Here is an 18,401-nt window from a genome sequence, read left to right on the forward strand (position 1 = left end):
CGCTCCACCCGTCGGGCGACGCTCGTGGACAGGGTGCGGTGCGGGTGCTATAACCGGACTACTCCATACTGCATACAACATCCAGTCGAGCGGGTGACGCCATGTCCGAACCCCAGACCACCACCGCCGTTCGCGAGCTGAACGACGTCTACGGGCGCCGGTACCGGGTCGGGGAAAGCGATCTGGACCTGCTCGGGCGCCCCCGGAGCTGGATGCTCTGGCTCAGCGGCGCCGCGATGTTCGCCGCCGGGCTGCAGCAGTACGGCTTCGGCGCCATCGCGCCGGTGCTCACCGGCGCGCACGGCTGGACGTTCACCGAGGTCGTGGTGTCGCTCGCCGTGTGGGCGGTGGCGCAGGCGAGCGTGGTGTTCCCCGCGGCCTGGCTGCGCGACCGCGGCCGGCTCTCACCGTCGTTCGCCGTGGTGCTGGGCGGGATCCTGTGCGCGATCGGCCTCGTGACGCTCGGCCACGCGTCGAGCCTGGTCGTGGTGTTCGCGGGCTACTCGCTGCTCGGCGGCATCGGCACCGGGCTCGTGTACGCCACGTGCGTCGGCGCCGTCATGAGCTGGTTCCCCGACCACACCGCCACCCGCGTCGGGGCGGTGAGCGGCGCCTTCGCCTACGGCAGCGTCCCCTTCGTCCTCGTCGCCGGCTTCGGCCTCGGCGTCGGCAACCGCGGGGTGCTCCTCGACGTGACGGCTGCACTCGTGCTGGTCGTCGTGGTCGGCGCGGGCGTGCTCCTGCGCTACCCGCCGCGCAACTGGTGGCCGTCGGGCGCGCCGGACCCGCGCGAGTGGGCGCGGGACAAGGTCCGCAACCGCACCGTCTCGGTCAACCGCCCCGCCGTCCGCCACTACCGGCCGGCCGAGCTTCTGCGCTGCGGCACGACGGCGGCGTTGTACGGCACGGTGGTGCTGGCCGCCGCGGTGCTGCTGTTCGACCTCGCCTATCTGGCCACGTTCGTCGCCGAGCAGGGCGGCGGCACCGGCCTCGCGGCGGTCGCGCTCGCCGTGCTCGCCGGTGTGACCGGCACGGGCCGCGTGCTGCTCGGGTGGCTGTCCGACCGCGTGGGCCGCCGCCGCATCCTGCAGCTGGCCCTGGTGGCCGGCGGGATCGGCCAGTTCGTGCTGTTCTACTCCGGCGAACACCGGCACGCCTTCGGCCTCGTGCTCGGCGCCGCGCTCGCCGGGCTCGGCAACGGCTGCTGCTACACCCTGCTGACCGGACTCGTGCGCGAGTACTTCGGCGAGGAGTCGGCGTTGCAGAACTTCGGCGTGCTCTACAGCGCCAAAGCCGTCGGGGCGCTGCTCGGCATCGGGCTCGCCGCCCTCGTCGTCACGGCGCACGGCTACTTCGGCGCCTTCGCCGCGGCCGGGCTCTTCAGCCTCGCCGGCGCGGTCCTCACCGGACGGCTCGCGCAGCCGGGCCGGCCCAAGTCCCTGCTTCCCGCGCGCTGAACCCGGAGGTGGCCCCATGGGCCGGATGACGAGCCGACGCCGCGTGTTCCGCGTCGTCGACGGCGAGCTCACGATGCGCCCGGACACGCTCAGCGCCGAGGAGCCGCTGGAGATCCGTGTGGCCGGCAAGGCGCTCACGATCACCATGCGCACACCCGGCAGCGACTTCGACCTCGCTGCCGGGTTCCTGGTCGGCGAGGGGATCGTGCACGAGGGCGCCGATGTCGCCGGGATCCGGTACTGCGCCGGGGCCACTGTGGACGGTTCCAACACGTACAACATCGTCGACGTCGTCCTGCGCGCCGGCGTGCCGCTGCCGGACCCGTCGCTGGAGCGCAACTTCTACACCACGTCCTCGTGCGGCCTCTGCGGCAAGGCGAGCCTCGATGCGGTGCGCACGACGCTGCGGTGGCCGGTGACCGCCGACCCGCTCGCCGTCGGGCCGGAGGTCCTGACCGGCCTGCCCGACGCGTTGCGCGAGGCGCAGAAGGTGTTCGACCGCACCGGCGGCCTGCACGCGGCCGGGCTCTTCGACGCCACTGGAGAGCTGCTGTGCGTGCGCGAGGACGTGGGGCGGCACAACGCGGTCGACAAGGTTGTGGGCTGGGCCGCGCGGGAGGGCCGGCTGCCGCTGACCGCCACGATGCTGATGGTCAGCGGGCGGGCGTCGTTCGAGCTCGTGCAGAAGGCCGCGATGGCGGGAATCCCGTTGCTGGCGGCGGTTTCCGCACCCTCGTCGCTCGCGGTGGAACTGGCGGAGGAAGTCGGGCTCACGCTCGTCGGATTCCTGCGGGGCCGCTCGATGAACGTCTACACCCGGGCCGACCGGCTCGGCCTGCACGATCCGCTGCAGCTCGTCGAACACTGAGGCGCCACACGAAGAAGCCCCCTTCGCCGCAGAATCGGTGAAGGGGGCTTCTTCGGCCGGGGTCAGCGGTTGGTCGAGTAGGAGTGCGCGCCGGTGCCGGCGAGCTTGCCGCCGTCGACGATGAGGTACTCGTCGCGGATGGGCGTGCCGGCGAACCACGATTCGAGGATCTCGCGGGTGCCCGCGGCGTAGCGCGTCTGGGCCGAGAGTGAAGAACCCGAGATGTGCGGCGTCATGCCGTGGTGCGGCATCGTGCGCCACGGGTGGTCGGCCGGCGCGGGCTGCGGGAACCAGACGTCGCCGGCGTACCCGGCGAGCCGGCCACTCTCCAGGGCCCGGACGATCGCGTCGCGGTCGGCGATGCGGGCGCGCGCGGTGTTGATCAAGTACGCGCCCCGCTTCATGGTGGCGATGAGGTCGTCGTTGAACAGGCCCTCGGTCTCCGGGTGCAGGGGCGCGTTGACGGTCACCACGTCGCAGTGGGGCACCATCGCCGCGGCACTCTCGTGGAAGGTCAGGCCCAGCTCTTGCTCCACCTCGGCGGGCAGGCGGTGCCGGTCGGTGTAGTGCAGGTGCACGTCGAACGGCTTGAGGCGGCGCAGCACCGCGAGGCCGATGCGGCCGGCGGCGACGGTGCCGACGTGCATGCCCTCGACGTCGTAGGACCGGGCGACGCAGTCGGCGATGTTCCAGCCGCCGTCGAGCACGGTCCGGTACGAGGGCAGGTAGTTGCGCACCTGCGAGAGGATCATCATCACCACGTGCTCGGCGACGCTGATGCTGTTGCAGTAGGTCACCTCGGCCACGGTCACGCCGTGGGCGATCGCCGCGTCGAGGTCGGTGTGGTCGGACCCGATGCCCGCGGTGACCACGAGCTTGAGGTTCTTCGCCCGCTCGAACCGCTCCGCCGTGAGGTAGGCGGGCCAGAACGGCTGCGAGATCACGACGTCGGTGTCGGGCAGCTCCTGGTCGAACACCGAGCCGTCGCGGTCCTTGTCGGACGTGACGACCAGCTGGTGGCCCTGGCTCTCCAGGAACTTCCGCAGGCCGAGCTCACCGGAGACACTGCCGAGCAGGGCGCCGGGCGTGAAGTCGATCGCTTGGGGCGTCGGGAGGGTCTGGCCGCCGGGATAGCCGTCGAGGTGGGGCAGATCGTCGCGCGCGTAGGTCTTGGGGTACCCGTCGACCGGGTCGTCGTACAGCACGCAGAGCACCTTTGCCATGGTCTGTCTCCCGAGGTTTTTCGTTGGCAGCTAACGACTTTTACCTTCCTCCGCCGCAGAGAGGGGGTCAAAGCGTTAGTGCCTATGCCGAGATAGGTCCCGGCTATCGCGCGGGCGCGAGAAAACCGGCGAGGACGCGCTCCAGGACCCCCCGGACGTCGACCTGCGGAGTCACCGCGAGCAACGCCCGGGCGAGGATGGGTTCCGGGTCCCGGTCGGCCATCACGAGCCCGATCTGGGGCGGCCGGGCCGGGGTTTCCAGCGGCACCACGCGCATGCCCGGCGGCACGCCGAACATGTGCAGCCACGCGTGGGAGATCACGCTCGACCAGCGCCGCGAGGCGACGTGGGCGTAGAGCGCCGACACGGTGTCGGTCTCGATCGCCGGGACGACCGACGCCCCGGCGTCGGCGAATAACCCGTCGAGGATCCGCCGGTTGCGCATCTGCGGGCCGAGCAGGCACAACGGAACGGTGGCGACCTCGGCCCAGCGCACGCGCTCGCGCCCGGCGAGCTTGCCGTCGCGCGGTGTCAGGAGCAGGTAGCGCTCCTCGTAGAGCGGGAAGGTGCGGAACGGCGCCGAGCTCCTCGTCGTCCACATAGGTCAGGGCGATGTCCAGTTCGTACTCCGCGAGCCGGCGCGTGATCTCCCGGGACGGCAGGGATTCCAGCGACACGCGGGCGTGCGGGTGGCGTTCGCAGAACGGGGTCGTGAGCAGTGTCGCGGCGGTCAGCGACGTCGGGATCGTGCCGACGCGCAGGACGCCCGAGAGGTTGCTGCGCATCGTGGAGAGGTCCTGGCGCATCCCGTCGCACTCGGCGAGGATCCGGTGCGCCCACAGCAGCACCCGCTCACCCTCGGGTGTCAGGCCCTCGAACCGCCGGCCCCGGCGCACGATCGGCGCGCCCAGCTCGTGCTCCAGCTTCCGGATCGCGGCTGAGAGCGAAGGCTGCGAGACGTGACAGGCGTCGGCGGCGCGGGCGAAGTGACGTTCCCGCGCGAGCGCGACGAGGTACTCCAGTTGGCGTAGCAGCACATCTCATCATGGCGCACGCCCCGGACCGCCGAAAGGCTTTGCGGCTTCAGGTCAGGTGCCGCAGCACGGCCGCCACCGCCGGCGGGGGATCACCGGCCGGGCGGGTCACGGTGATGTGCCAGGTCGGGCCGCCGCGGGAGAAGGGCCGAGAGGTGAGATCGGCGAACCGCGCGGCCACGGACGCGGGCAGGATGCACGCGCCCAGGTCGTGGCGGACGAGCTCCGCCGCCGCGGCGACGTCGGTGACCTCGTGGGCGACGGTGCGGCGCACCTGCGCGGTGTGGAACGCGCGGTCGGTCGCTTCGCGGTTGGCCCAGCCCGGGGCGAAGTCGACGACCGCCGCGGCGGCCGCGTCGGCCGCGGTGACCGGCCGGTCGGCGCCGCGATCGCCCGCGGGACTCACCAGGACCATCTCCTCGCGCCGCAACGGCCGGCTGATCAACCCGTCACCGGCCACGCAGTCCTCCACGGCGACGAGAACGTCCACACTGGACTCGTGCACCGCCGAGCGCAGCTGCCTCGGCGGGACCAGCAGGACCTGCACCTGCACACCCGGGTGCTCGCGGCGCAGCGCCGCCAGCGCGCGGTGCGGGTCGGGCCACGCGCCGGGCATCACGCCGACGCGCACGCGGCCGGCGAGTTTCCAGCGCGCCCCGTCCACGGTCGCCCGCGCGTGTTCGGCGGCCTTCAGCGCGGCGCGCGCGGCGGGCAGGAACGCCCGTCCGGCCGGGGTCAGCGCGACACGGTGGGTGGTGCGCTCGAACAGCGACGTGCCGAGGTCGCGTTCGAGCGCGCGCACCACTGTGGACACCGTCGACTGCACGGTGTGCAGGCGGTGCGCCGCGGCGGTGAACCCGCCTTCCTCGGCGACCGCGACGACGATCTCCAGCTGCCGCAGGTCCATCCGCGGTCCTCCTCGGGTGCTCGTGGTCAGGGCAGGGGCAGCAGCTCGACGTCACCGCCCCGCCAGCCCGGCGGCACCACGGCGAGGGCATCGGCGAGCGCCGCGCCCCACAGCGAACCGGGCCGGTCGTGGCCCACCGGCGTGACGTCGCCGCCGGAGCGCACGACGGGCACGAGCCGGGTGTCGCTCGGGTGCGCCGGCAGGGGTTCGGCGGCCCACGCCGTGACGGGCCTCGGCTCGCGGTGCCCGCCGAGCTCGGTCAGCAACGGCAGGAGCAGGGTCAGCCCGGCCCCGAGCGCCGCGAACGGGTTGCCCGGCAACCCGACCACGCACCGGCCGTCGGGCAGCACCGCCAGCAACTGCGGGTGCCCGGGCCGGACCGCGACACCGTCCACGCGCACGTCGGCGAGCAGTGCGCGCAGCACGCCACGCAGGTGGTCGGCCGGGCCTTTCGAGGTGGCGCCGCAGACCACCACCACGTCGGCGTCGTCGTCGGTCAGCGCCGCGGTGAGGGCGTCGGGCCGGTCGGCGAGCCGGACGAGGCCGTGCTCGTCGGCACCCGCGGCGCGCAGCAGGCCGGGTAACAGCGGTCCGATCGCGTCACGCACCCGGCCCGGCCGCGGCAGCCCCGAGGTCTGGACCTCGTCGCCGGTCACGACCACCGACACCCGCGGCCGGCGGTGCACCAGCAGCGTGTCGTGCCCGACGGCCGCCGCCGCGCCGAGCACCGCGGCCGTCACGGTGGTCGACGTGGCGAGCAGCTCCTCGCCCTCGGGGCAGTCCTCGCCGCGGCGGCGCACGTGCTTGCCGGTCACCACGGTGCCGCTCACCCGCCGTCCACTGTGGACGGCGTGCTCCACCGGCAGCACCGCCCGCGTGCCGGCCGGGACCGGCGCGCCCGTGGCGATCTCGAGGGCCGTGCCGTGGGCCAGCACCCCGGCGTACGGGGCGCCGCCGGCCCGGACCGCGCCCACCACGGTCCACGGTCCGGGCCCGGCGACGGCGTACCCGTCCATCGCCGAGTTGTCGTACGCCGGCATCGGCACCAGGGCCCGGACCGGGCTCGCCAGCGCCCGGCCCAGCGCCTCGCCCAACGGCAGCTCGACCGCCTCGAGCGGCTTCACCGCGTCGCGGGCGATCCGGCGGGCCTCGGCCCATCCCCGGTGCATGGCGTACCTCCTAGTCCGGCCGGCCCGCGGCGCCGACCTCGGTCATCGCCCCGGTCCGCTCGTCGTACACGAACCCTCGCACGGACGCGGTGTGCGGCAGGAACGGACTGCTGCGCACGCGGCGCAGGCATTGGCGCACGTCCTGTTCGGCGTCGGTGAACGCCTCGGCCGACCAGGGCGGCCGGATGCCGGTGCCCTGCTCGACCTGGCGCGCGAACTCCGTGTCCGTGAAGGTTCGCATGCCGCAGTCCTCGTGGTGGACGAGGATGATCTCCCGGGTACCCAGCAGCCGCTGGCTCACCGCCAGCGACCGGATCGCGTCGTCGGTCACCGCGCCGCCGGCGTTGCGGATCACGTGCGCGTCGCCCTCTTCCAGGCCCAGCAACCGGTAGACGCTGATCCGCGCGTCCATGCACGCCACCACCGCCACGCGCCGGCGTGGCCGCTTCACCAACCGGGTGTGGTCGAGGCTGCCGTGGTAGCGCCCGGCGTTGGCGACGAGCGCGTCGATCTCGCCCACGGCTACGGCGTTCCCGCGAGGACCTCGCGCACGAGCCGCGCGGTCTCGCTCGGCGTCCGCCCGACGCGGATGCCCGCCGCCTCCAGCGCCGCCTTCTTCGCCACGGCCGTGCCCGCGGAGCCGGAGACGATCGCGCCGGCGTGGCCCATCGTCTTGCCCTCCGGCGCGGTGAACCCGGCGACGTAGCCGACCACGGGCTTGCTCACGTTCTCCCGGACGTAGGCGGCCGCGCGTTCCTCGGCGTCGCCGCCGATCTCGCCGATCAGCACGATCACGTCGGTGTCCGGGTCTTTCTCGAAGGCCTCGACCGCGTCGATGTGCGTGGTCCCGATCACCGGGTCGCCACCGATGCCGACGCAGGTGGAGAAGCCGATGTCCCGCAGCTCGTGCATGAGCTGGTAGGTGAGCGTGCCCGACTTCGACACCAGCCCGATGCGGCCCGGGCCGGTGATGTCGGCCGGGATGATGCCCGCGTTGGACAACCCGGGGGAGACGATGCCCGGGCAGTTCGGGCCGATGATCCGCGTCTTGCCGCCCTTGGCCACGGCGTGCGCCCAGAACACCGCGGAATCGTGCACCGGCACGCCCTCGGTGATGACCACGGCCAGGCCGATCTCGGCATCGACGGCCTCGATGACAGCGTCCTTCACGAACGGCGGCGGCACGAACAGCACCACCACGTCGGCGCCGGTCCCGGCCATCGCGTCGGCGACACTGCCGAACACGGGCAGCTCGTGCTCGCCGACCGCCACCTTCTGCCCGGCCTTGCGCGGGTTCACGCCGCCGACCACGTTCGTGCCCGCGGCCAGCATCCGCTTGGTGTGCTTCATGCCCTCGGCGCCGGTCATGCCCGACACGACGACACGGCTGTTCTCGTCCAGGAAGATCGCCACTTCTCAGGCCTCCGCGCTAGCAGGAACGGTCGCGAGCTTGGCCGCCTCGCGGGCGGCGTCGTCCATGGTCTCCACCACGGTCACGAGCGGGTGGCCGGCTTCGGCGAGGATGCGCCGGCCCTCGGCCACGTTGTTGCCGTCGAGGCGCACCACCAGCGGTTTCGTCGCGCGGTCGCCGAGGATCCCCAGCGCCTGCACGATGCCGTCGGCCACCGCGTCGCACGCGGTGATGCCGCCGAAGACGTTCACGAAGACGCTGCGCACGTCCGGGTCGCCGAGGATCACGCCGAGCCCGGCCGACATGATCCCGGCCGAGGCGCCGCCGCCGATGTCGAGGAAGTTCGCCGGCCCCCGCGCGCCCACCTCGGCTGCCGCGGCCGCGACGACGTCCAATGTGGACATCACCAGGCCGGCGCCGTTGCCGATCACGCCGATGTCGCCGTCGAGCTTCACGTAGTTCAGCCCCTGCTCGGCGGCTTCGCGCTCCAGGGGGTCGCCGGCGTTCGGGTCGGCGAAGGCCTCGTGGTCGGCGTGGCGGAACTCGGCGTTGGCGTCGAGGGTGACCTTGCCGTCGAGCGCGATCACCTGGCCGTTCTCGGTGCGCGCCAGCGGGTTCACCTCGACCAGCGTCGCGTCCTCGCCGACGAAGACCTCCCACAGGCGCACGAGCGCGTCGGCGATGTGGTCGGCCACCTCCGCCGGGAACTGCGCCGCGGCGACGATCTCGGCCGCCTTGGCGCGGTCCACGCCGGTGCGCGCGTCGACCGGCACCTTCGCCAGCGCCTCGGGCCGCGTCGCCGCGACCTCCTCGATCTCCATGCCGCCGGCCACCGACGCCATGGCGAGGAACGTCCGCTCCGCGCGGTCGAGCAGGTAGGACACGTAGTACTCCTCGGCGATCTCGCTCGCCTCGGTCACCAGCACCTTGTGCACGGTGTGGCCCTTGATGTCCATGCCCAGGATGTCGTCGGCGATCTGTTCGGCGTCGTCGGGCGTCGCGGCGAGCTTCACGCCGCCGGCCTTGCCGCGCCCGCCGGTCTTGACCTGTGCCTTCACCACCACGGTGCCGCCGATCACCGCGGCCGCCGCGCGCGCTTCCTCCGGGTTCGCGGCGACGCGGCCGCGGGGGACCGGTACGCCGTGCGAGGAGAACAGCTCGCGCGCCTCGTGTTCGAAGAGATCCATCTGAGTCCTTCCTGGCGGGCCCGGTGGGCCGCGAACGGGACTGGGGAGGAAAAGGGCCGTCCGGCGTGCCGTCATCCGCCGCGGCTCCGGCGAAAAAAACCTCCGGACAAACCTGCGGATGGCCCTGGACAGCGGGTCGCTCGGAGAGTAATCCTAATGCCTACCTCATACGGTATGCAATCTACAGTTTTCGGCGAAGGTGCCGCTGACCTGGAGGGATGCCCTTCGCCGCGGCTGTGGACCGACGGCAGTGCAGACCGGGGAGCGCACCGGAACGAGCGCCCGGATCAGAGAGGTCCGGCGTGAGACCAGAGGAGTTGAGCAATGGCGCCAACCACGACCGGCCAGAACGTCGACAAGGACCGGGCCGCCCCTGCGACGAACGGCGGCCAGCCGGCTCCGGACACGATCTCCGGCGGGCACCTGGTGGCCAAGGCGCTCAAGGCGGAGGGCGTCGACACGATCTTCACGCTGTGCGGCGGGCACATCATCGACATCTACGACGGCTGCGTCGACGAGGGCATCAACGTCATCGACGTACGCCACGAGCAGGTCGCCGCGCACGCCGCCGACGGCTACGCGCGGATCACCGGCCGCCCCGGCTGCGCGGTCGTCACCGCGGGCCCGGGCACCACGGACGCGGTGACGGGCGTGGCCAACGCCCTGCGCGCGGAGAGCCCGATGCTGCTGATCGGCGGCCAGGGCGCGCTGAGCCAGCACAAGATGGGCTCACTGCAGGACCTGCCGCACGTGGACATGATGACCCCGATCACCAAGTTCGCCGCGACCGTGCCCTCGACCGCGCGGGCGGCCGACCTGGTGTCGATGGCGTTCCGCGAAGCTTTGGCGGGCGCGCCCGGTCCGGCGTTCCTGGAGATCCCGCGCGACGTGCTCGACGCGCGCGTGCCGTTGTCGGCCGCGCGGATCCCCGAGGCGGGCCGCTACCGCGCGTCCACCCGCAGCGCCGGCGACCCCGCCGACGTCGAGCGCCTCGCCGACCTGCTGGTGCACGCGAAGAAGCCGGTGATCCTGCTGGGCAGTCAGGTCTGGACCACCCGCGCGGCCGAACCGGCGGCCGAGCTCGTGCGCACGCTGAACATCCCCGCGTACATGAACGGCGCGGGCCGCGGCACCCTGCCGCCCGGCGACCCGCACCACTTCCAGCTTTCGCGCCGCTACGCGTTCGACAACGCGGACGTGATCGTGATCGTCGGGACGCCGTTCGACTTCCGCATGGGCTACGGCAAGCGGCTCTCGCCCGACGCCACGGTGGTGCAGATCGACCTGGACTACCGCACCGTCGGCAAGAACCGCGACATCGACCTGGGGCTGGTCGGCGACGCCGGCCAGATCCTCGCCGGCGTGACCCAGGCGGCGTCGGGCCGCACCGACAACGGCGCGGTGGCCCGCAAGCCGTGGCTGGAAGAACTGCGCGCGGTGGAGGACAAGGCGAAGGAGAAGCGCCTGCCGCAGCAGCATTCCGACGCGAACCCGATCCACCCGTACCGGCTCGTGCACGAGATCAACGAGTTCCTCACCGAGGACTCGATCTACATCGGCGACGGCGGCGACATCGTCACCTTCTCCGGCCAGGTCGTGCAGCCGAAGTCGCCCGGCCACTGGATGGACCCGGGCCCGCTGGGCACGCTCGGCGTCGGCATCCCCTTCGTGATGGCCGCCAAGCACGCCCGCCCGGACAAGGAGGTCGTCGCGCTGTTCGGCGACGGCGCGTTCTCCTTGACCGGCTGGGACTTCGAGACGCTGGTGCGGTTCAACCTGCCCTTCGTCGGGATCGTCGGCAACAACTCGTCGATGAACCAGATCCGCTACGGCCAGGCCCAGAAGTACGGCCTCGCGCGCGAGCGCATCGGCAACACCCTCGGCGACGTCCGCTACGACGAGTTCGCCCGCATGCTGGGCGGCTACGGCGAAGAGGTCCGCGACCCCGCCGACATCGCGCCGGCACTGCAGCGCGCCCGCGAATCGGGCAAGCCGTCGCTGATCAACGTCTGGGTCGACCCGGACGCGTACGCCCCCGGAACCATGAACCAGACGATGTACAAGTAGTCGGGAGGCACGAGAAATGGGAAAGGCACTCGAAGGCGTCCGCGTCCTCGACATGACCCATGTCCAGTCGGGACCGTCGTCGACCCAGATCCTCGCCTGGCTGGGCGCGGACGTGATCAAGCTGGAGACACCGGGCCGCGGGGACATCACCCGCGGTCAGCTGCGGGACCTGCCCGGAGTGGACAGTCTCTACTTCACGATGCTGAACGGGAACAAGCGCAGCATCACGCTCAACATGAAAAGCGACGAGGGCAAGGAGATCTTCACGAAGCTGGTGTCCGGAGTGGACATCCTCGTGGAGAACTTCGGCCCCGGTGTCGTCGACCGCTTCGGCTTCTCCTGGGAGAAGCTGCAGGAGATCAACGACCGGCTGATCTACGCGTCCATCAAGGGTTTCGGCCCCGGCCGCTACGCCGACTTCAAGGCCTACGAGGTGATCGCGCAGGCCATGGGCGGCTCGATGAGCACCACCGGGTTCGAGGAGGGCCCGCCGACCGCGACCGGCGCGCAGATCGGCGACTCCGGCACCGGCATCCACCTCGTCGCCGCGATCCTCGCCGCGCTGTACCAGCGCACGAACTCCGGCCGCGGGCAGCGGGTGCAGGTGGCCATGCAGGACGCGGTGCTCAACCTCTGCCGCGTCAAGCTGCGCGACCAGCAGCGCCTGGCGCACGGCCCGCTCGGCGAGTACCCCAACGAGGTGTTCGGCGACGAGGTGCCGCGCTCGGGCAACGCGTCCGGCGGCGGGCAGCCCGGCTGGGCGGTGCGCTGCGCGCCCGGCGGCCCGAACGACTACATCTACGTGATCATCCAGCCCGTCGGCTGGCAGCCCATCACCGAGCTGATCGGGCAGCCCGAGCTCGCCGAGGACCCGGAGTGGGCCACGCCCGAGGCGCGGCTGTCCAAACTGGACAAGGTGTTCGCGCTCGTGGAGCAGTGGACCGAGCGCCACACCAAGTGGGAGGTCATGGAGAAGCTCAACGCCCGCAACATCCCCTGCGGGCCGATCCTGTCCACCCAGGAGCTCATCGAGGACGAGACGCTCGCCGAGCTCGGCAGCGTGGTCGAGGTCGACCACCCCGAGCGCGGCAAGTTCAAGACCGTGGGCTGCCCGCTCAAGCTGTCGGACTCCCCGGTCGACATCGGCCGCTCGCCGCTGCTGGGCGAGCACAACGACGAGGTGCTGGGCGAGCTCGGCTACGCAGGCCAGGACCTCGAGCGGCTGCGCACCGCAGGCGTGATCTAAGGAGAAGCTGGATGACCACGGGAACCGGCCGCGCTGCGGTCGAGAAGATCCTGGAGAAGGCGGCGGCCGAGGGGCGCTCGTCCCTCACCGCCCCCGAAGGCCGCGCCGTGTGCGAGGCCTACGACATTCCCACCCCGGCCGAGCGGCTGGCGACCTCGGCCGACGAGGCGGTGGCGCAGGCGCAGGAGATCGGCCTGCCGGTGGTGCTGAAGATCGTGTCGCCCGACATCCTGCACAAGACCGAGGCCGGCGGCGTGCTCGTCGGCCTGCGCACGGCCGAGCAGGTGGCCGACGGGTACGCCACGATCCTCGCCAACGCCGAGGCGTACGACGCCGACGCGGACATCGTCGGCGTGCAGGTGCAGCAGATGCTCACCACCGGCCAGGAGGTGATCATCGGGTCGGTCACCGACCAGACCTTCGGCAAGATCGTCGCCTTCGGGCTCGGCGGCGTGCTCGTCGAGGTGCTCAAGGACGTGACCTTCCGGCTGGCCCCCACGAGCGAGGCCGAGGCACTGTCCATGGTGGACGGTATCGCGGCGGCCGAGGTCCTCGACGGGGTGCGCGGCAGCGAGGCGGTGGACAAGAAGGCGCTCGCGGGCATCGTGAACAAGCTCTCGCAGCTCGTCACGGACTTCCCGCAGCTGGCCGAGGTCGACCTCAACCCGGTGCTCGCCACGGCCGCCGGCGCGACCGCGGTCGACGTGCGCATCCTGGTCGACCCGGACGCGGCCAAGGAGCCGGTGCGGTTCACGCAGGAGGAGATCCTCGCGTCGATGAACCGGATCATGAAGCCGGCCGCCGTCGCGGTGATCGGGGCTTCGGCCGAGGCGGGCAAGATCGGCAACTCGGTGATGAAGAACCTCGTCAACGGCGGCTACGCGGGCGAGATCTACCCGATCAACCCCAAGGCTTCGGAGATCCTCGACCGCAAGGCGTACGCGAGCATCAGCGAGGTACCCGGCGACGTCGACGTCGCGGTGTTCGCCATCCCGGCGAAGTTCGTGCCCGCCGCGCTCGAAGAGGCCGGCGCGAAGGGCGTGGCCGGCGCGATCCTGATCCCGTCCGGGTTCGGCGAGACCGGCAACATCGAGCTGCAGGACGAGGTTGTGGCGATCGCGCGCAAGCACGGCGTGCGCGTCCTGGGGCCGAACATCTACGGCTACTACTACACGCCGGAGAACCTGTCTGCGACCTTCTGCACCCCGTACGACGTCAAGGGCGGTGTCGCGCTCTCCTCGCAGAGCGGCGGCATCGGCATGGCGATCCTGGGCTTCAGCCGGTCGGCCGGCATGGGCGTGTCGTCCATCGTGGGCGTGGGCAACAAGGCGGACATCGACGAGGACGACCTGCTCACCTTCTTCGAGCACGACGACAACACCCAGCTCGTCGCGATGCACCTCGAAGACCTCAAGGACGGCCGCTCGTTCGCGGAGACCGCCAAGCGCGTCTCGGCGAAGAAGCCGGTCGTCGTCCTGAAGGCCGGGCGCACGTCGCAGGGCGCGAAGGCGGCCAGCTCGCACACCGGCGCGCTGGCCGGCAACGACAAGGTCTACGACGACATCCTGCGCCAGAGCGGCGTGATCCGGGCGCCGGGGCTCAACGACATGCTGGAGTACGCCCGCGGCATCCCGCTGCTGCCGGCTCCGCAGGGCGAGAACGTCGTGATCATCACCGGCGCCGGCGGCTCGGGCGTGCTGCTGTCGGACGCCTGTGTGGACAACGGCCTGTCGCTGATGGAGATCCCCGACGACCTCGACGCGGCGTTCCGGGAGTTCATCCCGCCGTTCGGCGCGGCCGGCAACCCGGTGGACATCACGGGTGGCGAGCCGCCGTCGACCTACCGGAACACGATCGCGCTCGGTCTTTCCGACGAGCGCATCCACTCCCTGATCCTCGGCTACTGGCACACGATCGTCACGCCGCCGATGGTGTTCGCCGAGCTCGTGGTGGACGTGGTCGAGGAGTTCCGCCGCAAGGGGATCCACAAGCCGGTGGTGGCGTCGTTGTCCGGGGACGTCGAGGTGGAGGCCGCGAGCGACCACCTCTACGCCAACGGGATCGTCGCCTACCCGTACACGACCGAGAAGCCGGTGGCGGTACTCGGTGCCAAGTACCGCTGGGCGCGGTCGGCCGGGCTGCTCGGCTGATCACTTCCGGCGAGGAGGAAGGAGGCGTATCTTGCCGGACACCTAGCCGTCGGCCACAGCGGGGGACACGAGCACGCAAGAAGCGCCGGGCGCGCGCGGTCGCGCCCGGCGGGGGACAAGGAGCCACCCCACTCAGAGGGAACCGAAGTCAACGTTGACGAAAGAGAACTCTCATGACCGCAGCCCTACCGACGTACCAGGAGATCGTCGACGACAACGGACGCAAGTACCGGATCGGTGAGAGTCCCAGAGACATCATGGGCCGCTCACGCGCATTCATGGTCTGGCTGCCGTGGGTCGCCATGATGGCGGTGAGCGTGTTCGAGTACGGCTGGGGAGCCGTCGAAGGCACGCTCGAAGAGAAGTACGGCTGGTCGTTGTCGGACGCGTTCTGGCTGGCCAGCATCTGGGCCGTGTTCCAGGCCGGGGTCGCGTTCCCGGCCGGCCGGCTGCGCGAGAAGAACATCGTCTCGGCGAAGACCGCCATGCTCGTCGGCGCGGTCTTCTCCGGGATCGGCTACTTCACCATCGCGCACAGCGGCAACCTGGTGCTCGCCTTCATCGGGTACTCCGTGCTCGGCGGCACGGGCGCCGGATTGGTCTACGCCACCTGCATCAACATGGTCGGCAAGTGGTACCCCGAGAAGCGCGGTGCGCGTACCGGCTTCGTGAACGGCGGGTTCGCCTACGGTTCGGTGCCGTTCATCTACCTGTTCAGTGCCTTCCTCGGGCACGAGAACCTGACCATCACGCTCGACGCCATCGGCCTCTACATGCTGCTGGTCGTCGGGATCTGCGGGTTCCTGTTCAAGGACCCGCCGAAGAACTGGTGGCCGTCCGAGGTCGACCCGATCGCGTGGCTGAAGGGCAAGGCGGCGGGCAGCGCCAAGAGCCTGGAGAAGAACCCGCCGGCCGTCCGGCAGTTCACGCCGATGGAGGCGATCAGGACCGGCATGCTCCCGCTGATGTGGGTCACGCTGATCGTGATCGGCGGCGTGTCGTTGTTCGGCATCAACTTCCAGGTGCCCTTCGCCGAGGAAAGTCACTTCGGCGCGTTCGTGGCGGCCTCGTCGGCCGGCATCCTGGCGATCGTCAACGGCGTCGGCCGCGGCCTGGTCGGCTGGGCGTCGGACCGCATCGGGCGCAAGCAGACGCTGTTCTGGGTGCTCGTGATCGCGGCGGTCGCGCAGTTCGGCGTGATGTGGTCGGGCAACACGCACAGCCTGTTCTGGTTCATGGTGTTCGCGGTCCTGACCGGGTTCGGCAGCGGCGCGTTCTACCCGCTGTTCGCCGCGCTCGTGCCGGACTACTTCGGTGAGAACCACAACGCCACGAACTACGGCCTCGTCTACAGCGCCAAGCTCATCGGCGGTGTCGGCGGCGGTGGTCTCGCCGCGGGCGTGATCGCGGCGTGGGGCTACACCGGTGCCTACGTCCTGGCCGGCTGCATCGCGTTGCTGTCCGCCGTCATGGTGCTGTTCCTGCGCCAGCCGGGCCGCCGCAGTGGCCCGACCGCCTCGGAGCAGACCGGCGTGGTCGCGCAGGCCTCACCGGCCACCGGGAGCGCCGGCAGCTGACGCCTGCCGGGGTTTTCGGTACAGGGCCCGGGAGTGAGGGGGCGGCTGACGCCCGCCCCGTCACTCCCGGGCTGCTTCGGGCCGCTCGTGGAACGCCTGACGCGTGCGTTCCGTGTGGTGGGCCATGATCTTTTCCGCCTTCTCGACTTCGTGGGCCGCGACGGCTTCGATCAGCTCGGCGTGCTCCGCCCACGCGTCGTGGCCGCGGGGCCGGGCGATCGGCGTGTAGTACCAGCGCACGCGGCGGTCGACGAGCCCGATCAGCTCGGCCAGCACGGCGTTGCCGGTCAGCTCGGTGAGGAACGCGTGCAGGTCGGCGTTGGCCGAGACCAGGCCTTCGCTGTCGTCGGCGGCCAGGGCTTCGAGGCCGGCGTTCTGCAGCTCCCACAGCCGGGCGACGTCCGCTTCGGTCGCGCACGCGGCCGCCAGCCGCGCAGAGTGGGTCTCGAGGACGGCGCGGACACCGAGCAGCTGGTCGGCCTCCTCGTCGGTGGGCATGTGCACGAACGCGCCCTGCGCGGGCCGCAGGTCGACCCAGCCCTCGGTCTGCAGGCGCTGCAGCGCTTCGCGCACCGGCTGGCGGCTCACGCCGAGGTACTCGGCCAGGTCGGCCTCGACGAGGTGCTGCCCGGGTTCGAGCGTGCGGTTGATGATGAGCTCGGCCAGCGCGTCGTACACGACCTGGCGCAGCGGCGCCGGCCGCTCCACGCGCTGGGCGGACTTGGCCGCGAGCGACCCCTTGGCCGTCCGCCGACCGGTGGGCCCGCGCTCGGGCAGGGGAGAGGCGGTCTGGGTCACGGGGCACCTCTGGTCCGGGTAGACGCGGTCCGGCCGAATGCGGGAAACCGCGGGAGTTCGTGGAGCTGAGGCAAGAATACAGGTTTTGGTATGCAAAATCCCAACTCTTCACTCTGTGGCCTGGATCTCACCCGAAGTGGATCAATCGGACAGGCCTGAAATGACAATCAGTATCGGGTGCGCCTGCTCCGCCCGGGTGTCATCGGCGAATCCCATCACCGGATCCTGGCATCGCACGGCTTCTCGGGATACTGTATGCAATCGCTGTGTTCGACCGAGCGGGAGGCACACCATGCGGGTTGCTGTTCTGGGCGCGGGCGCGATCGGCGCCTACGTCGGTGCGGCCATGCACCGAGGCGGCACCGAGGTCCATCTGGTCGCGCGCAAGGCGCACCTCGAGGCGATGCGCGAACACGGAGTGCGGGTGCTCAGTCCCCGCGGCGACTTCACCGCGCATCCCCACGTCACCGACGACCCGGCCGAGATCGGCCCGGTCGACTTCGTCTTCCTCGGGCTCAAAGCCCACTCCTACCCGAGCAGCGGCCCGCTGCTCGAGCCACTGCTGGGCCCGGACACCGCGCTCGTCGCGGCGCAGAACGGGATCCCGTGGTGGTACTTCCACGGCCTCACCGGACATCCGCTGGAAGGCCACCGGGTCGAGACCGTCGACCCGGACGGCGAGACCAGCCGGGTGATGGCCGTCGAGCGCGCCATCGGGTGCGTCGTCTACTGCTCCACCGTGATCGAGGAGCCGGGCGTGATCCGCCACCTCGAAGGCACACGGTTCTCCCTGGGCGAGCCGGCGGGCGGGGTCTCACCCCGCTGCGTCGCGCTGTCGGAGGCGATGATCGAGGGCGGTCTCAAGGCGCCGGTCGAGCCGAACCTGCGCGACGACATCTGGGTCAAGCTCATGGGCAACGTCGCCTTCAACCCGTTGAGCGCCCTGACGCGGGCGACGATGGCGCAGATGTGCGAACACCACGACACGCGCGAGCTCGTCGCCACGATGATGACCGAGACCCTCGCGATCGCCCGGGCCGCGGGGGCGGATCCCCAGGTCTCCGTGGAGAAGCGGATCGACGGCGCCTGGCGCGTCGGGCACCACAAGACCTCGATGCTGCAGGACCTCGAGGCCGGCAAGCCGCTGGAGATCGACGCGATCATCGGCGCCGTCGTGGAGCTGGCCGAGCTCACCGGGGTGCCCGCGCCCGCGCTGCGCCACGTGCACGCGGCCATCGGCCTGCTGAACCGCACGGCCACCGCCGTGCCGGTCGGCTGACACCCATCCCACCACCTCCTGGAGGCAG

General features: G+C 71.3%; 15 protein-coding genes and 1 pseudogene. 7 read left to right on the forward strand and 9 right to left on the reverse strand.

Features of this window, described 5'->3' with window-relative positions:
• Nucleotides 1-101 precede the first annotated feature (101 nt).
• Together AB0878_RS21395 and fdhD are read left to right on the forward strand one after the other, a co-directional pair.
• Nucleotides 102-1,457, forward strand: coding sequence for an OFA family MFS transporter (locus AB0878_RS21395; RefSeq protein ID WP_366581996.1), 1,356 nt, complete (start codon nucleotides 102-104; stop codon nucleotides 1,455-1,457).
• A gap of 16 nt (nucleotides 1,458-1,473) precedes the next feature.
• Nucleotides 1,474-2,325, forward strand: a complete 852-nt coding sequence (gene fdhD, locus AB0878_RS21400) for a formate dehydrogenase accessory sulfurtransferase FdhD (RefSeq protein ID WP_366581997.1) — start codon at nucleotides 1,474-1,476, stop codon at nucleotides 2,323-2,325.
• 62 nt (nucleotides 2,326-2,387) lie between these two features.
• Here fdhD and AB0878_RS21405 read toward each other — a convergent pair whose 3' ends face one another.
• The 8 genes and pseudogenes from AB0878_RS21405 to sucC form a co-directional block, all read right to left on the reverse strand.
• Nucleotides 2,388-3,548 (reverse strand): NAD-dependent formate dehydrogenase, encoded by a 1,161-nt coding sequence (locus tag AB0878_RS21405; protein WP_366581998.1) that lies wholly within the window; start codon nucleotides 3,546-3,548, stop codon nucleotides 2,388-2,390.
• 103 nt (nucleotides 3,549-3,651) lie between these two features.
• Complete coding sequence (locus AB0878_RS21410; protein WP_366581999.1) at nucleotides 3,652-4,149, reverse strand: LysR family transcriptional regulator substrate-binding protein; 498 nt, start codon at nucleotides 4,147-4,149, stop codon at nucleotides 3,652-3,654.
• Nucleotides 4,150-4,201: 52 nt separating this feature from the next.
• Nucleotides 4,202-4,585, reverse strand: a pseudogene (locus AB0878_RS21415) (LysR family transcriptional regulator); the annotation flags it as partial.
• Nucleotides 4,586-4,631: 46 nt separating this feature from the next.
• Complete coding sequence (locus AB0878_RS21420) at nucleotides 4,632-5,489, reverse strand: LysR family transcriptional regulator (protein WP_366582000.1); 858 nt, start codon at nucleotides 5,487-5,489, stop codon at nucleotides 4,632-4,634.
• 26 nt (nucleotides 5,490-5,515) lie between these two features.
• Nucleotides 5,516-6,658: a molybdopterin molybdotransferase MoeA gene (locus AB0878_RS21425; RefSeq protein WP_366582001.1), complete on the reverse strand. Its 1,143-nt coding sequence runs from the start codon at nucleotides 6,656-6,658 to the stop codon at nucleotides 5,516-5,518.
• 10 nt (nucleotides 6,659-6,668) lie between these two features.
• Nucleotides 6,669-7,178: a carbonic anhydrase gene (locus AB0878_RS21430; protein ID WP_366582002.1), complete on the reverse strand. Its 510-nt coding sequence runs from the start codon at nucleotides 7,176-7,178 to the stop codon at nucleotides 6,669-6,671.
• Between the two features lie 2 nt (nucleotides 7,179-7,180).
• Nucleotides 7,181-8,071 (reverse strand): succinate--CoA ligase subunit alpha, encoded by an 891-nt coding sequence (sucD, locus tag AB0878_RS21435; RefSeq protein WP_366582003.1) that lies wholly within the window; start codon nucleotides 8,069-8,071, stop codon nucleotides 7,181-7,183.
• A gap of 3 nt (nucleotides 8,072-8,074) precedes the next feature.
• Nucleotides 8,075-9,256 carry an ADP-forming succinate--CoA ligase subunit beta gene (gene sucC, locus AB0878_RS21440; protein WP_366582004.1) on the reverse strand — a complete coding sequence of 394 codons (1,182 nt, stop codon included), beginning with the start codon at nucleotides 9,254-9,256 and terminating at the stop codon, nucleotides 8,075-8,077.
• A 324-nt stretch (nucleotides 9,257-9,580) separates the two neighbouring features.
• Here sucC and AB0878_RS21445 point away from each other — a divergent pair, with 324 nt between their 5' ends.
• From AB0878_RS21445 to AB0878_RS21460, 4 genes are all read left to right on the forward strand, one after another.
• Nucleotides 9,581-11,323, forward strand: coding sequence for a thiamine pyrophosphate-binding protein (locus AB0878_RS21445; protein ID WP_366582005.1), 1,743 nt, complete (start codon nucleotides 9,581-9,583; stop codon nucleotides 11,321-11,323).
• Between the two features lie 16 nt (nucleotides 11,324-11,339).
• Nucleotides 11,340-12,569, forward strand: a complete 1,230-nt coding sequence (gene frc, locus AB0878_RS21450; protein ID WP_366582006.1) for a formyl-CoA transferase — start codon at nucleotides 11,340-11,342, stop codon at nucleotides 12,567-12,569.
• 11 nt (nucleotides 12,570-12,580) lie between these two features.
• Nucleotides 12,581-14,719: an acetate--CoA ligase family protein gene (locus tag AB0878_RS21455; protein ID WP_366582007.1), complete on the forward strand. Its 2,139-nt coding sequence runs from the start codon at nucleotides 12,581-12,583 to the stop codon at nucleotides 14,717-14,719.
• A 173-nt stretch (nucleotides 14,720-14,892) separates the two neighbouring features.
• Entirely contained in the window at nucleotides 14,893-16,296 is a 1,404-nt protein-coding gene (locus tag AB0878_RS21460; RefSeq protein WP_366582008.1) for an OFA family MFS transporter, read from the forward strand.
• A 60-nt stretch (nucleotides 16,297-16,356) separates the two neighbouring features.
• Here AB0878_RS21460 and AB0878_RS21465 read toward each other — a convergent pair whose 3' ends face one another.
• Entirely contained in the window at nucleotides 16,357-17,094 is a 738-nt protein-coding gene (locus tag AB0878_RS21465; protein WP_366582009.1) for a GntR family transcriptional regulator, read from the reverse strand.
• A gap of 292 nt (nucleotides 17,095-17,386) precedes the next feature.
• Between AB0878_RS21465 and AB0878_RS21470 the strand changes: the two genes are divergently transcribed.
• Complete coding sequence (locus tag AB0878_RS21470) at nucleotides 17,387-18,373, forward strand: 2-dehydropantoate 2-reductase (protein ID WP_366582010.1); 987 nt, start codon at nucleotides 17,387-17,389, stop codon at nucleotides 18,371-18,373.
• The last annotated feature ends 28 nt before the right edge of the window (nucleotides 18,374-18,401 follow it).

The organism is Amycolatopsis sp. NPDC047767 (assembly GCF_040704195.1).
In the GTDB taxonomy this organism is placed as follows: Bacteria; Actinomycetota; Actinomycetes; order Mycobacteriales; family Pseudonocardiaceae; genus Amycolatopsis.

Coding starts and splice junctions, on each gene's coding strand:
- AB0878_RS21455 (WP_366582007.1), top strand. CDS start 12,581: ATGACCACGGGAACCGGCCGCGCTGCGGTCGAGAAGATCCTGGAGAAG.
- AB0878_RS21395 (WP_366581996.1), top strand. CDS start 102: ATGTCCGAACCCCAGACCACCACCGCCGTTCGCGAGCTGAACGACGTC.
- AB0878_RS21460 (WP_366582008.1), top strand. CDS start 14,893: ATGACCGCAGCCCTACCGACGTACCAGGAGATCGTCGACGACAACGGA.
- AB0878_RS21445 (WP_366582005.1), top strand. CDS start 9,581: ATGGCGCCAACCACGACCGGCCAGAACGTCGACAAGGACCGGGCCGCC.
- fdhD (WP_366581997.1), top strand. CDS start 1,474: ATGGGCCGGATGACGAGCCGACGCCGCGTGTTCCGCGTCGTCGACGGC.
- sucC (WP_366582004.1), bottom strand. CDS start 9,256: ATGGATCTCTTCGAACACGAGGCGCGCGAGCTGTTCTCCTCGCACGGC.
- AB0878_RS21410 (WP_366581999.1), bottom strand. CDS start 4,149: ATGTGGACGACGAGGAGCTCGGCGCCGTTCCGCACCTTCCCGCTCTAC.
- frc (WP_366582006.1), top strand. CDS start 11,340: ATGGGAAAGGCACTCGAAGGCGTCCGCGTCCTCGACATGACCCATGTC.
- AB0878_RS21405 (WP_366581998.1), bottom strand. CDS start 3,548: ATGGCAAAGGTGCTCTGCGTGCTGTACGACGACCCGGTCGACGGGTAC.
- AB0878_RS21425 (WP_366582001.1), bottom strand. CDS start 6,658: ATGCACCGGGGATGGGCCGAGGCCCGCCGGATCGCCCGCGACGCGGTG.
- AB0878_RS21470 (WP_366582010.1), top strand. CDS start 17,387: ATGCGGGTTGCTGTTCTGGGCGCGGGCGCGATCGGCGCCTACGTCGGT.
- AB0878_RS21420 (WP_366582000.1), bottom strand. CDS start 5,489: ATGGACCTGCGGCAGCTGGAGATCGTCGTCGCGGTCGCCGAGGAAGGC.